Genomic DNA, 12,836 nt, shown 5'->3' with positions numbered 1-12,836 from the left:
CCCCGACCCCTTCCCTTAGCGGGAGGGGAGGAGTTCGTAGATGCGCTACCTGCCCCTTACCGATACCGACCGGAGCGCGATGCTGTCGGTCATCGGCGCGTCCTCCGTCGACGACCTGTTCGTCGACGTGCCCAAGGCCGCCCGCCTGTCCGGTCCGATCGCCGGGCTGCCGAACCACGCCTCCGAACTGGCGGTCGAGCGCCACATGACCGCGCTTGCCCGCAAGAACCTGGTGGCGGGCGAAGTGCCCTTCTTCCTCGGCTGTGGCGCCTACCGGCATCATGTGCCCGCATCCGTCGACCACATGATCCAGCGCGGCGAGTTCCTGACCGCCTACACGCCCTACCAGCCTGAAATCGCGCAGGGCACGTTGCAGATGCTGTTCGAGTTCCAGACGCAGGCCGCGCGTCTGCTCGGCACCGACGTCGCCAACGCTTCGATGTATGACGGCTCGACCGCCTGCTGGGAAGCGATCGGCATGGCACGTCGCATCACCAAGCGCGGCAAGGCGATCCTGTCGTCGGGCCTGCACCCGCATTACGTGTCCGTCGCCCGGACGATGGCGAAGTACACCGGCGATGCGCTGGAAACCTCGGCACCGACGTTGACCGCCGAGACCGACATCGACGCGCTGATCGCGGCGATCGATGGCGATACGTCGTGCGTCGTGGTGCAATATCCCGACATTCTGGGCCGTATCGCCGACCTGACACCGCTCGCCGATGCGTGCCATGCCAATAAGGCGCTGCTGATCGCGGTGGTGACGGAGCCGGTGGCGCTGGGCGCGATCCGCTCGCCCGGCGAGATGGACGCCGATATCGTGGTGGGCGAAGGCCAGTCGCTGGGCGTCGGCCTGCAGTTCGGCGGGCCGTATGTCGGCCTGTTCGGCTGCAAGGACAAATATGTCCGCCAGATGCCCGGCCGCCTGTGCGGCGAGACGGTGGATGCCGATGGCAAGCGCGGCTTCGTGCTGACGCTCTCCACCCGCGAGCAGCATATCCGCCGGGAAAAGGCGACGTCGAACATCTGCACCAACTCCGGGCTGTGTGCGCTCGCCTTTTCGATCCACATGACGCTGCTGGGTGAGAAGGGGCTGCGCGATCTGGCGAGCCTCAACCACGCGCTGGCGGTGCAGGCGGCGGAGCGGCTGGCGCAGGTGCCGGGCGTGTCGCTGGTCAATGACGGCTTCTTCAACGAATTCACCGTCACCCTGCCCGTCGAGGCGCGCCCCGTGGTCCGCACGCTGGCGGAGCGCGGCGTGCTGGCGGGCGTGTCGCTCGGCCGGCTGTATCCGGGCGATGAGGCCCTCGCAAACGGGCTGGTGATCGCGGTCACCGAGACGACGACCGCGGAGGACATCGAAACCCTGGCCACCGCGCTGCAGGAGGTGCTGGCATGACGATCAACCAGAGCGGCTGGAAGCCCAGCGCACCCGAGGCGAAGGACGGCGGCGCCCCTGCCACCTTCACCGGCAACAAGGCGCTGATGCTGGAAGAGGTGCTGATCTTCGAGATCGGCTCCACCGACACCACCGGCGTCGATATCGTGCCCGCACCCAAGGTCGCGAGCCGCCTCGGCGGCCTCGCGCGCGAGGCGGCGATCGGTCTGCCCGGCCTGTCCGAGCCAGAGACGGTGCGCCATTATACGCGCCTGTCGCGCCAGAACTACGCGATCGATCTCGGCCTGTTCCCGCTCGGCTCGTGCACGATGAAGCACAATCCGCGCCTCAACGAGAAGATGGCGCGGCTGCCGGGCTTCTCCGACGTTCATCCGCTCGCCCCCGTCGATACGGTGCAGGGCGCGCTGGAGGTGATCCACCAACTCGCCCACTGGCTGGTCACGCTGACCGGCATGACCTCGGTGGCGATGAGCCCCAAGGCGGGCGCGCATGGCGAACTGTGCGGCATCCTGGCGATCAAGGCGGCGCTGGAAAAGCGGGGCGAGGGGCACCGCAAGGTTATCCTCGTCCCCGAATCGGCGCACGGCACCAACCCCGCCACCGCGGCCTTTGCCGGCTTCAAGGTGGAGGATATTCCCGCCACCGCCGACGGCCGGGTCGACAGCGATGCGCTGAAGGCGCGCCTCGGCCCTGACGTGGCGGGTGTGATGATCACCAACCCGAACACCTGCGGCCTGTTCGAGCGCGACCTGAAGGACATTTCCGACGCGGTCCATGCCGCCGGCGGCTATGTCTATTGCGACGGCGCGAACTTCAACGCGATCGTCGGGCGCGTCCGCCCCGGCGATCTCGGCGTCGATGCGATGCACATCAACCTGCACAAGACCTTCTCAACCCCGCATGGCGGCGGGGGCCCAGGGTCGGGGCCGGTGGTGTTCTCCGAAGCGCTGACGCCGTTCGCGCCGCTGCCCTTCGTGGAGAAGACCGGCGAGGGCTTCCGCCTGGTCGAGGAAGAGACGGCGGACGAGCATCATGCCGACAGCTTCGGCCGCATGGTCGCCTTCCATGGCCAGATGGGCATGTTCACCCGCGCGCTCACCTACATCCTCAGCCACGGTGCGGATGGCTTGCGGCAGGTCGCCGAGGATGCGGTGCTGAACGCCAACTACGTGCTGCGCTCGCTGGAGAATACGCTGGACGCGCCGTTCGCGGCCAGCGGCCCGTGCATGCACGAAGCGATCTTCTCCGACGAGAATCTGGCCGACGGTTTCTCGACGATCGACATCGCCAAGGCGCTGATCGACGAGGGTTTCCACCCGATGACCATGTACTTCCCGCTGGTGGTGCACGGCGCGATGCTGGTGGAGCCGACCGAGACCGAGTCGAAGGCCGCGCTGGACCAGTTCATCGGCGCGCTGCGCTCGGTGGCGGAGCGGGCCAAGGCGGGCGATCCCAGCCTGAAGACCGCGCCGCATTTCGCACCGCGCGCCAGGCTCGATGAAACCCAGGCCGCGCGCAAGCCCGTGTTGGTGTGGAAGGAGCCGCTGGCAAACGCCGCGGAATAGGCGGGACCGATCAGGCGGCGGGGTGGGTCAGCTAACCTCGCCGCTTTCGGCAGCCAGCGTGTTGCGCCGCCGCCGCACCGCCTCGCGCCACACGATCACCAGGCCGCTGGCGATGATGATCGGCGCCCCGATCCAGGTCGTCTCGGCCGGCAGCGTGCCGAAGATCGCCCAGCCGAACAGCGTCGCCCACAACAGGCTGGAATAATCCATCGGCACGACCAGCGACACCGCGCCGCGGCGCAGGCTGGAGGTCATCGCGATCTGCGCCATGCCGCCCGCAATCCCGATCAGCGCCAGCCAACCCCAGGTTTCGGGCGGATGCATTCTGGCCGACAGCGCATAGACCACGCCCAGCGGCACCAGCGACAGCGTGGAGAACCAGAAGACGGTGGTCAGCGCCGCCTCCGTCCGCCCGATCTGGCGCAGCAGGATCATGATGATCCCGGTCAGAAACGCCGCGACCATGCCGTAAGCCAGCCCGGCGAGGGGCAGCGCGCCGCCACCGGGCTGCGTCACGATGATGACGCCCGCGAACCCGGCCATCACCGCGCCCCAACGCCAGATGCCGGTCGGCTCGCGCAGGATCAGCGCACCGAAGATCGTCGCCCAGATCGGCACGCTGAACCCGATGATCGTTGCCTCCGCCAGCGGCAGCGCCAGGATCGCGGCGAAGGTGAACGCCATCGAGATCACGCCGACGACCGCACGGCTGACATGCGCGCCCAGCCGCCGTGTCGCGACGCTGGCCATTCCCGGCCCGCTCGCCACCACGATCGTCACAAGTATCGCCGCACCTGCCTGACGGAAGAACAGGATCTCGCCCAGTTCTGCGCCGCTGCGCTCGGCCAGCTTGATGCCGGCGTTCATCACGGCGAAGCACAGGACCGACAGCAGGCGCAGGCCGATGGCGGATGCAAGCGTGTCGGATGAAGGGGTTGCGCGGTCGGCGGATGCGGCGGGGGCAGGGGCGGTCACGCCCGCTGCCTTAGCTGCGATGCAGCAATGATCCCACCCCGCATCGCCGGCCACCCTTGTCGATCGCGATCAGCTATGGCCTAACCGCCCGGCTTCGCGCTATCGGCACCCCATGAAACATGCGCTTTCCGTCACCCGCGAGCAGGATTTCGCCGCCTGGTATCAATCCGTCATCACCGAGGCCGATATGGCCGAGGATTCGGGCGTGCGCGGCTGCATGGTCATCCGGCCCTGGGGATACGGCATCTGGGAACGCATCCAGCGCCTGCTGGACGACCGGATCAAGGCGACGGGGCATGAGAATTGCTACTTCCCGCTCTTCATCCCGCTTTCCTATTTCGAAAAGGAAGCGGAGCATGTCGAGGGCTTCGCCAAGGAGATGGCGGTCGTCACGCACCACCGCCTGATCCCGGACGGCAAGGGCGGGCTGATGCCCGATCCGGAGGCGAAGCTGGAGGAGCCGCTGGTCGTGCGCCCCACCTCCGAAACCGTGATCGGCACCGCCTTTTCGCGCTGGGTGCAGTCGTGGCGCGATCTGCCCGTGCTCATCAATCAGTGGGCCAATGTCGTGCGCTGGGAAATGCGCACCCGCATGTTCCTGCGCACCGCCGAGTTTCTGTGGCAGGAGGGGCATACCGCCCATGCCTCCGCCGAGGAGGCAAAGGGCGAGACGCTGAAGATGCTCGAGGTCTACCGTGCGTTCGCGGAGGACTGTCTGGGCGTTCACGTCATCGCCGGTGAGAAGCCGGAAAACGAGCGTTTCCCCGGCGCGGTCGAGACTTGGTCGATCGAGGCGATGATGCAGGACGGCAAGGCGCTGCAGGCGGGCACCAGCCATTTCCTGGGCACCAACTTTGCCCACGCCCAGAACATCCGCTTCCAGAATGCCGAGGGGCAGCTCGAACTCGCCAACACGACGAGCTGGGGCGTGTCGACCCGGATGATCGGCGCGGTCATCATGGTCCACGGTGACGATGACGGTCTGCGCGTGCCGCCGATGATCGCACCGTGGCAGGTGGTGATCGTGCCGATGCTGCGTGACCAGCCCGAGGATGCCGCGATCCTCGACTATGCCCGCGAATTGCAGGCGCAACTCGTCAAGCTGTCCGCGCTCGGCGAGCCGGTCCGCGCGATGGTCGATGCCCGGCCGGCCAAGGCGGCGACCAAGCGCTGGGGCTGGGTGAAGAAGGGCGCCCCGATCGTGATCGAGATCGGTGGCCGCGATGTGGCCGGCGGCAACGTGTCGGTCATCCGCCGCGATCGCCTGTACCGCGAGGATGGCAAGCTCGACTCGCAGATCGTCGCGCGCGACGCCTTTGTCGGCGACGCGTCCGCGATACTGGCGGATATCCAGGCGACGTTGCACGCCCAGTCGGTCGAGAAGCTGCGGGCCAACATCGTCCCCGTTGACGACTGGGCAGGCGTCGAGGCGCATTTCGCCGACGCGGTGAAGAACCCCGGCTGGGTCGATGTGCGCTGGTCCAAGCCGACCGGCGCCGCGCTCGATACGGTGGTGGAGCGGCTGAAGGCGTTGAAGCTGACGATCCGCAATGCGCCTGCCGGCCAGACGGGGTGCGACGATGGCCCGTGCGTGTTCACCGGTGAGCCCGCGATGGAGCGCATCCTGATCGGGCGTGCCTACTGACACGCACCGCCCCTGCGAAAGCAGGGCCCTGGTTTCGATCCACTGTGATCGCCCTCACCCTTCGCCGCCTTCGGCGTCTTTTCCCTCTCCCGATGGGAGAGGGAGGGAGCGGCGCAGCCGGAAGGGCGAGGGCGATTGAAGGTGATCGCGATCTGATCTGAAAGCGATCAGGATTGGACCGATCGCGCTTCCTCCCGCAGAGCATTCCCCGCATGCCGGCTATCGCCGGGGCGGCGAGGAGTTGTGCAGCGATCTTTGATGGGGAAGACTGAAAACGGCGCCCCTCGGCCCGGCTATTCCGCGATGCCGAACACCAGCAACGCCGTCACGGCCGTCCCGAGCATGCCCGACAGCGCCGCCCAAAGCGTGGCCCGGCGCCGCCGTAGCGCGCCGCGAAAACCGTCCAGCCGCTCAGCGTCGAGATAATACAGGCCCGGCCGGGTCTCCACGACCGCGCCGAAACGCAGCATGCGCCGCAGCATCCGGGGGTCTGCTCCCGCCCCGGCGTCCAGCCTTGCCGCACGGGCGGGTATGGTGGCGCCGGCCCCGACCAGCGCCTGTACGATCGCGCGCCGCGCCTGCTTCGCCTTGTTCATCACGCCCCCGATAAGCCCCGAACCGCCCATAACACCGTCGGGGCAAACGGGCTATTAACGCCGCCGTCCCTTGTGCCGGATGTTGCCGGGTCGGCCGCGTCGCTTCAGCACGCGGGGATGGCCGCGCCCGCGCTGGCCGTCCCGTTCCGGCGCCGCGCCGCCCCCGCCGCCCTCGGGCAGCTCGAAGCGCAGCGCGCCCGATACCGGGTTTGCCTCTGCCAGCCGCAGCGACAGGCGTTGGCCGAGCGTATACTGGTCGCCGCTATCCTCACCGGTCAGCGTCCGGGCCGCCTCGTCATAGCGGAAATACTCGCCGCCCAGATCGCGCACCGCCAGCAGACCGTCGCCGCCGATTCCCTCGACGGTGGCGAACAGGCCGTAATTCTGTACGCCGGTCACCCGCACCTCGACGATGCTGCCGATATGCTCGGCGAGATAGGCCGCGACATAGCGGTCGATCGTCTCGCGCTCGGCCTCCATCGCACGCCGCTCCAGCCGGCTGATGCCCTCGCCGATCCGGTCCATCTCGGCAGGATCGGGCATCACCCCGCCGGGGCCGAGCTTGTAGGCGGCGACGAGTGCGCGATGGACCACCAGATCGGCATAGCGGCGGATCGGCGAGGTGAAGTGCGCGTAGCTGCCCAGCGCCAGCCCGAAATGGCCGTGATTGGCGGGCGCGTAATAGGCCTGGGTCTGGGTACGCAGCACCTGTTCCATCACCTGCGGTCGGAAATCGGCATCGCCGACACGCTCCAGCACCCGGTTGAACGTCGCCGGCCGTATCACCTGGCCAAGAGTGAAGGCGACGTCGAAGGTTTCCAGATAATCCTTCAGCGCCGCCAGTTTCTCGCGCGAAGGTGGTTCGTGGACCCGGTACATGACCGGGGCCTTGCGGGCCTCCAGCGCCTTGGCCGCCGCGACATTGGCGGCGATCATGAAATCCTCGATCAACCGGTGCGCATCCAGCCGCTCGCGCGGCGCGACCGACAGGATGCGACCCTTCTCGTCCAGCACCACGCGGCGCTCCGGCAGGTCCAGGTCCAGCGGCTCGCGCGCATCGCGCGCCTTGGCGAGCGCGGCCCAGCAGCCCCATAGCGGGCGCAGCGCCGTTTCGGTCAGGGGATGCGCCACCGTCCCGTCAATCGCCGCCTGCGCATCCTCATAGGCGATGTTGGCCGCAATCCGCACGAGCGCGCGGGAGAAGCGCCAGCCCTTCAGCGTGCCGTCTTTGCCCACCTGCAGGTGGCAGGCGAGTGCGGCGCGGTCCTCCCCTTCCTTCAGCGAACAAACCTCGGCGGACAGGATTTCGGGCAGCATCGGCACGACGCGGTCGGGGAAATAGACCGAATTGCCGCGGCGCCTCGCATCCTGGTCGAGCGCGGAGCCGGGGCGGACATAGAAGCTGACATCGGCGATCGCGACCACCGCCTTCCATCCGCCGGGATTGGCAGGATCGTCGTCGGGCGCGGCCCATACCGCATCGTCATGGTCGCGCGCATCGGCCGGGTCGATCGCGACGATGGGCAGCGCGCGCAGGTCCTCGCGGTCGTCGCCCAAGTCTTGCGCGGCGACGCGTGTCGCCTCCTCCAGCGTCTCGGGCTTGAACTGGTCAGGAATCTCGTGGCGATGAATGGCGATCAGCGAGAAGCTGCGCGGGGCGAAGGGATCACCCAGTCGCTCGGTCACGCGCACGGTGACGCGCGGCGGTCGTCCCGCCTTTTCGGCCAGCACCAGATCGCCCGGTCCGGCGTCGCCCGCATCGGCGACCAGGAACTCGCGCCGCTCCTTCTTCTCGACGCCGGTCAGCCACAGCCGCCCCCCTTCCTCGCGCAGCACGCCCAGCACCTGCTCCGACGCACGCGGCAGCGTCTTCATCGGATGGGCGGTCCACCCCCGCTCATCCTGCTCCGTGCGCGCCAGCACCCGGTCGCCGATCCCCAGGGCCCCCCGCTTGCGCTCGCGCACCCGCAGCCGCGGCATCGGCGCATCCTCCGCCTCCCACCGCTCCGGCACCGCCCAGATCGTGCCATTGTCATCGACATCCGCCACACGCAGCACCGTCACGCGCGGCAGGCCGCCCATACGGTGGAACGCACGGCCGGGCGCACTGTCGATCAGCCCCTCGTCGCCCATGTCCTTCAGCAATGCCTTCAGCGCGATCTTGTCCTGCGCCACCAGACCAAAGGCCCGCGCGATCTCGCGCTTGCCCGCCGGCTGGTCCGATGTCTCGATAAAGGCAAGGATCTGTTCGCGGCTGGGCAGGCCCTGTTTCGGCTTCTTCATCGCCCGGAGATAGGGGGGCGAGAGGCCTACGTCACCCCATGCCCAGATCCGCGGGACCGAAAGCGTCCGGCAGCAACTCCGAAAGGCGGTAGCTGCGGATCGCATCGCCCTCCGCCGATCCGCAATGAACCGGCAGGTCGACGCCGCCGAGTTGCGCGGCTTCGTTCAGGACCTGGCGGCAGCGGCCACAGGGGCTGACCGGGGTGGTGCCGGTCGCGCGGCCCGTTGCATCCATCGCACCGCCGATCACCCCGACTGCGACCACATCGCGCAGGCGACCCGCGGCGCTGGCGGTGGCGACCGCCACCGTCTCGGCGCAGAGCGACAGGCCGTAGCTGGCATTTTCAACATTGGCGCCCGTGACGATGCTGCCGTCCTTCATCAGCAGCGCGGCCCCTACGGCGAAGCGCGAATAGGGGGCATGGGCGTGGACGGCGGCGCTGCGGGCGGCGGCGATAAGCGTTTCTGCTTGGGTCATGGGGCGACGACGTTCCAGTTCACGGGGCCTTCCACGCCCTCAATGCGGCGAAAGTCGGTGGCGCGCCACATCCGCCATGGGCGTGCGGCATAGTCGGGCTCCAGCACGTTGCCCATCGCCCAGATCGGGCGCGGCAGCGCACCGGACAATTGATAATCCGCATCCACGGCCTTCGACACGCGCAGCAGCACCGGCTTGGCGAGATGCGTCTCGACCCGGTGGATGAAGCGCTGGAGATCATCGACCAGCACAGCGCGTTCAGGTCGCGCGGTGCAATCGTCATGATAGCTGATGTCGATCGCCGCGGGCAGTGCGTCTCCGGTGCGGGGCACGAAGGTGTTGAACGCGTTGGCCTGCGCCAGCGCATCCTGGCACAGCGAGAAGAGATGCACCGCGCCGCGGCGCATGCCGGCATCGGGCAGCGCCGCCCAGTTCGCCTCGAACGCGGTGTCGCGGCGATCCGCACCCGAGGTCGCGACCAGATAAGCGAAGTCCGCGCCATTCGCGCGCAGCGTCTTCCACTCCACCGGCGGCGGGTTTTCGGGCAGATCGATGCCTTGCAGCGGGTATCGCTCAGTCCGGGGATGCCAGCCGGTCGCATAGCTCCAGCCGCCGACCCCGAGCCCGCCGAGTGCCGCCAGCGCAGCCCCGAATCGCAGGAGAAGACGCATCAGCCGCGGATATGCAGGACGCAGAGCAGAGTAAACAGGCGACGCGCGGTATCGAAATCGACCTCGATCTTGCCGGCCAGCCGCTCCTTCAGCATTTCGGCGGCATCGTTGTGGAGCCCACGCCTTGCCATGTCGATCGTCTCGATCTGCTGTGCGCTGGCCTGCCGGATCGCCTGAAAATAGCTGTCGCAGATGGCAAAATAGTCGCGGATGGGGCGGCGGAAACGGCCGAGGGCGAGGACCAGCGTTTCGATATGGGTGCCATCCTCGCGGTGCATGTGGATGCCCAGCCGCCCTTCCTCGGACTCCAGCTTGATGCGGTAGGGACCGGAATAGCCATCCGCCTGAGGGCGTTGCGGCGCGAAATAATTGCCTTCGATCAGGTCGAAGATCGCGATCCGCCGCTCCTGCTCGATATCGGCCGAGCGCCAGCCCAGGCTGTGCTCGTCCAGTTCGACGCTGATGATCCGCGGGTCCGCCACCATGGATTGTTGCGATAGACACGATCCAGACCGCCTGCAATCGCGGCCATTCGCCGCAATGCCGCTTGAGTGGCGCGGGCTGCCGGGTTTAACGGGCGGGAATGGCCACCCTTGCATTCCCGACCCCAGCCGCCGCTGCCGAACCGCAGCAGCTCCCCCGCAACGTCGAGGCCGAGGCCGCGATGCTGGGGGCGATGATGATCGACAACCGGCTGGCCGACGACCTGGTCGACCGGTTGGAGCCCATCCACTTCTTCGAGCCCGTGCACGGCCGTATCTTCGCCGCGATCAAGACGCTGCGCAGCAACGACATGCTGGCGACGCCCGTCACGCTGCGCCCGATGTTCGACGCCGATGAGGGCATGAAGGAGCTGGGCGGGCCGGCCTATCTGGCGAGCCTGACCGGATCGGGCGCGGGCCTGATCGGGGCGCGGCAGTTTGCGACGCAGATCTATGATCTGGCGATGTTGCGTTCGCTGGTGCAGGTGGGGCGTACGCTGGTCGACCGGGCGATGGATACGTCGGAGGAGGTGAACCCGCGCGCGCAGATCGAGCTGGCGGAGAACGAGCTGTACAAGGTGGCGGCGGACGGTGGCGCGGAAGGGGCGACCAAGACGTTCGCGCAGGCGACGACGATCGCGGTGAAGATGGCGGAGCGCGCGCTGAATTCCGGCGGCCATGTGTCTGGAATCACGACGGGTCTCGACTCGGTCAACGCCAAGATCGGCGGCATGCACCATTCGGATCTGATGATCCTTGCCGGCCGTCCGGGCATGGGCAAGACTTCGCTTGCGACCAACATCGCGTTCAACGCCGCGCGGCGCTGGATGCGCGACATGCAGGACGGCATCCCCCCGTCCGAATCGGTCGGCGCCAAGGTCGCGTTCTTCAGTCTGGAAATGTCCGCCGACCAGTTGGCGACGCGCATCCTTGCGGAGCAATCGGGCATCAGTTCGGAATCGCTGCGCATGGGCAAGATCAGCCGCAGCGAGTTCGCCCAACTGGCGGCGGCGGCGGCAGAACTGGAGCAGTTGCCGCTGTTCATCGACGATACCGGCGGCCTGTCGATCTCGGCGCTGCACACGCGTGTGCGCCGGTTGCAGCGGCGGCACAACAACCAGATCGGCTTGGTCGTCGTCGATTACCTTCAGTTGCTCAGCGGATCGGGCAAGTCGTCCGAGAACAACCGCGTGCAGGAAATTTCCGAGATTTCGCGCGGCCTGAAGACACTGGCCAAGGACATGAACGTGCCGGTGCTGGCGCTGTCGCAGCTCAGCCGTGCGGTGGAGCAGCGCGAGGACAAGCGGCCGATGCTGTCGGACCTGCGCGAATCGGGATCGATCGAGCAGGACGCGGACATGGTGTGGTTCGTGTTCCGTGAGGATTATTACATGATGCAGCGCGAGCCTAAGCGGCCGATGGAGGGCGATGACGGCAAGGTGTTCGAGGATCACTCGCGCTGGGCGAGCGAGGTCGAGCGCGTCTATGGTCTGGCCGAACTGATCGTCGCCAAGCAACGCCACGGTGCGACCGGCAAGGTGGTGCTGAAGTTCGATCCGACGATCACCCGGTTTACCGATTACGCGGGGTACTGAGGCACGCGGTTAGGCACACGCGAAGACAGAGGCAGCAGCCTTCAGGACGCTGCCGCCTCTTCGTCGGCCGGCCCCATGCGGAAGACGATCTTGTCCACGCAACCGACATGACCGGTCTGTGATGGCGCCTTGCGTGCGGATCGTAGCACCTGAAGCGCCTGTTTGCCGAAATCCTCGGTAGGCTGGCTGGCCAGCACGCGCAGATTGCCGAGTTCGCCCCAGGGCGCGACATCGAAAGCGACGATCGCCCATCCTTCGATCGAGCGTTTGCCATAGGCGTCGGGATAGATCAGCCGTGGCTGCGTCACGTACCGATCGTCGCTCGCGTCGCAGTTGCTCGTTGCTGGACGAAGCGACATGGTGTCGGGTGAGGGCGGTGCCTCCAGACGCCTCGGCCCGCGCCAATAGGGATACACGCAGCCTGCACGCGCGCCACCGCTGTGGCGGGATGCGCGCATCGCCTTGACGCTTGCCGCATCCAGGGCGGTGTTGCCGGTACTGTAGAGCGTGCGGACGTTGCGCGTCCGGCCACGTGCGTTTTGATCATAGGTGACCATCGACCAGTCGCGTGATCCCGGCGTCGCCGGAATCTTTCGGAAATCGGGGTAGACCTGCACCAAGGGCGGGGGAAGCGGCCTGTCCGCGCAGTCGCCGTTCATGGTGAAGATGCGGTTCCAGCCGGACCATGGCAGGTCGCCATCGGGACGGTAGAGCGAGTAGGAGACCAGATCCTCCACCGGCGTATCCGCCATGGCGGTCATCCGCTGCGTATAGGTAATCTGGCATTTCGCGCGGGGCTCACCCGCCGGAAATCGGCTGGCGGCGAGCGAGGGTAGAACGTCTTCCGAATACGCGCCATAGTCCGGGGAGACCCGCCGGATCGATAGCGGACGCCCTGCCTGGTCGACGTCGAACGAGACGGTGAGGCTGGCGGTCTGCGGCGTCGGCCCGCTCCAGCCGAGACGGGTCAGGGGGCGCCGCATCGTCACGGGGCTGACCACGGCGCCATCGCATCGCACCGTTCCGGGCAACCATGCGGCAAGCGGACGATCACCGTTCGATAGAGGTTGCACCTCAAAAGGCGCTGCCGCACCGACGGGATGCGCCGCCAGCGCGGCGGCGAGCATGATCGATCCTCTCATGCCGC

Annotated in this window: 11 protein-coding genes; 4 read left to right on the top strand and 7 right to left on the bottom strand. The window is 67.5% G+C overall.

Annotated elements, in window-relative coordinates; translation table 11 throughout:
* Window positions 1-40 precede the first annotated feature (40 nt).
* On the top strand, window positions 41-1,399 hold the full coding sequence (gene gcvPA / locus Q0U08_RS03940; RefSeq protein ID WP_298089861.1) for an aminomethyl-transferring glycine dehydrogenase subunit GcvPA: 1,359 nt from the start codon (window positions 41-43) through the stop codon (window positions 1,397-1,399).
* Window positions 1,396-2,964 carry an aminomethyl-transferring glycine dehydrogenase subunit GcvPB gene (gene gcvPB / locus Q0U08_RS03935; RefSeq protein WP_298089859.1) on the top strand — a complete coding sequence of 523 codons (1,569 nt, stop codon included), beginning with the start codon at window positions 1,396-1,398 and terminating at the stop codon, window positions 2,962-2,964. The genes gcvPA and gcvPB overlap by 4 nt, the downstream gene beginning before the upstream one ends.
* 27 nt (window positions 2,965-2,991) lie before the next feature.
* On the opposite strand, the gene Q0U08_RS03930 is transcribed toward gcvPB, so the two are convergent.
* Complete coding sequence (locus tag Q0U08_RS03930; RefSeq protein WP_298089858.1) at window positions 2,992-3,939, bottom strand: DMT family transporter; 948 nt, start codon at window positions 3,937-3,939, stop codon at window positions 2,992-2,994.
* A 112-nt stretch (window positions 3,940-4,051) separates the two neighbouring features.
* Between Q0U08_RS03930 and Q0U08_RS03925 the strand changes: the two genes are divergently transcribed.
* The gene (locus tag Q0U08_RS03925) at window positions 4,052-5,584 is read left to right on the top strand and encodes an aminoacyl--tRNA ligase-related protein (RefSeq protein WP_298089857.1); all 1,533 of its coding nucleotides are present in this window, start codon (window positions 4,052-4,054) and stop codon (window positions 5,582-5,584) included.
* Between the two features lie 293 nt (window positions 5,585-5,877).
* On the opposite strand, the gene Q0U08_RS03920 is transcribed toward Q0U08_RS03925, so the two are convergent.
* Genes Q0U08_RS03920 through Q0U08_RS03900 form a run of 5 tightly spaced genes read right to left on the bottom strand, consistent with a single transcriptional unit; the run spans window position 5,878 to window position 10,094 of the window.
* Window positions 5,878-6,180 carry a hypothetical protein gene (locus Q0U08_RS03920; protein WP_298089856.1) on the bottom strand — a complete coding sequence of 101 codons (303 nt, stop codon included), beginning with the start codon at window positions 6,178-6,180 and terminating at the stop codon, window positions 5,878-5,880.
* A 54-nt stretch (window positions 6,181-6,234) separates the two neighbouring features.
* Window positions 6,235-8,463 (bottom strand): ribonuclease R family protein, encoded by a 2,229-nt coding sequence (locus Q0U08_RS03915; protein WP_298089855.1) that lies wholly within the window; start codon window positions 8,461-8,463, stop codon window positions 6,235-6,237.
* Window positions 8,464-8,494: 31 nt separating this feature from the next.
* Window positions 8,495-8,941 carry a cytidine deaminase gene (locus tag Q0U08_RS03910; protein WP_298089854.1) on the bottom strand — a complete coding sequence of 149 codons (447 nt, stop codon included), beginning with the start codon at window positions 8,939-8,941 and terminating at the stop codon, window positions 8,495-8,497.
* A complete protein-coding gene (locus tag Q0U08_RS03905; protein ID WP_298089853.1) occupies window positions 8,938-9,612 on the bottom strand; it encodes a GH25 family lysozyme in 675 nt (224 codons plus the stop codon). The genes Q0U08_RS03910 and Q0U08_RS03905 overlap by 4 nt, the downstream gene beginning before the upstream one ends.
* Window positions 9,612-10,094: a UPF0262 family protein gene (locus Q0U08_RS03900; RefSeq protein WP_298089862.1), complete on the bottom strand. Its 483-nt coding sequence runs from the start codon at window positions 10,092-10,094 to the stop codon at window positions 9,612-9,614. The genes Q0U08_RS03905 and Q0U08_RS03900 overlap by 1 nt, the downstream gene beginning before the upstream one ends.
* Before the next feature lie 101 nt (window positions 10,095-10,195).
* Here Q0U08_RS03900 and Q0U08_RS03895 point away from each other — a divergent pair, with 101 nt between their 5' ends.
* Window positions 10,196-11,689: a replicative DNA helicase gene (locus Q0U08_RS03895; protein WP_298089852.1), complete on the top strand. Its 1,494-nt coding sequence runs from the start codon at window positions 10,196-10,198 to the stop codon at window positions 11,687-11,689.
* A 41-nt stretch (window positions 11,690-11,730) separates the two neighbouring features.
* Here the strand turns inward: Q0U08_RS03895 and Q0U08_RS03890 are convergent, their stop codons facing one another.
* Complete coding sequence (locus Q0U08_RS03890) at window positions 11,731-12,831, bottom strand: TonB family protein (protein WP_298089851.1); 1,101 nt, start codon at window positions 12,829-12,831, stop codon at window positions 11,731-11,733.
* Window positions 12,832-12,836: the final 5 nt, after the last annotated feature.

It is taken from the genome of uncultured Sphingomonas sp., assembly GCF_946477935.1.
GTDB lineage: Bacteria > Pseudomonadota > Alphaproteobacteria > Sphingomonadales > Sphingomonadaceae > Sphingomonas.
This window is presented reverse-complemented; position numbering and strand designations above follow the sequence as displayed.

Bases quoted from the DNA above. Each gene is read 5' to 3' on its own strand.
- gcvPA (WP_298089861.1), top strand. From the start codon at position 41: ATGCGCTACCTGCCCCTTACCGATACCGACCGGAGCGCGATGCTGTCG.
- Q0U08_RS03905 (WP_298089853.1), bottom strand. From the start codon at position 9,612: ATGCGTCTTCTCCTGCGATTCGGGGCTGCGCTGGCGGCACTCGGCGGG.
- Q0U08_RS03895 (WP_298089852.1), top strand. From the start codon at position 10,196: ATGGCCACCCTTGCATTCCCGACCCCAGCCGCCGCTGCCGAACCGCAG.
- Q0U08_RS03890 (WP_298089851.1), bottom strand. From the start codon at position 12,831: ATGAGAGGATCGATCATGCTCGCCGCCGCGCTGGCGGCGCATCCCGTC.
- gcvPB (WP_298089859.1), top strand. From the start codon at position 1,396: ATGACGATCAACCAGAGCGGCTGGAAGCCCAGCGCACCCGAGGCGAAG.
- Q0U08_RS03915 (WP_298089855.1), bottom strand. From the start codon at position 8,463: ATGAAGAAGCCGAAACAGGGCCTGCCCAGCCGCGAACAGATCCTTGCC.
- Q0U08_RS03920 (WP_298089856.1), bottom strand. From the start codon at position 6,180: ATGAACAAGGCGAAGCAGGCGCGGCGCGCGATCGTACAGGCGCTGGTC.
- Q0U08_RS03925 (WP_298089857.1), top strand. From the start codon at position 4,052: ATGAAACATGCGCTTTCCGTCACCCGCGAGCAGGATTTCGCCGCCTGG.
- Q0U08_RS03910 (WP_298089854.1), bottom strand. From the start codon at position 8,941: ATGACCCAAGCAGAAACGCTTATCGCCGCCGCCCGCAGCGCCGCCGTC.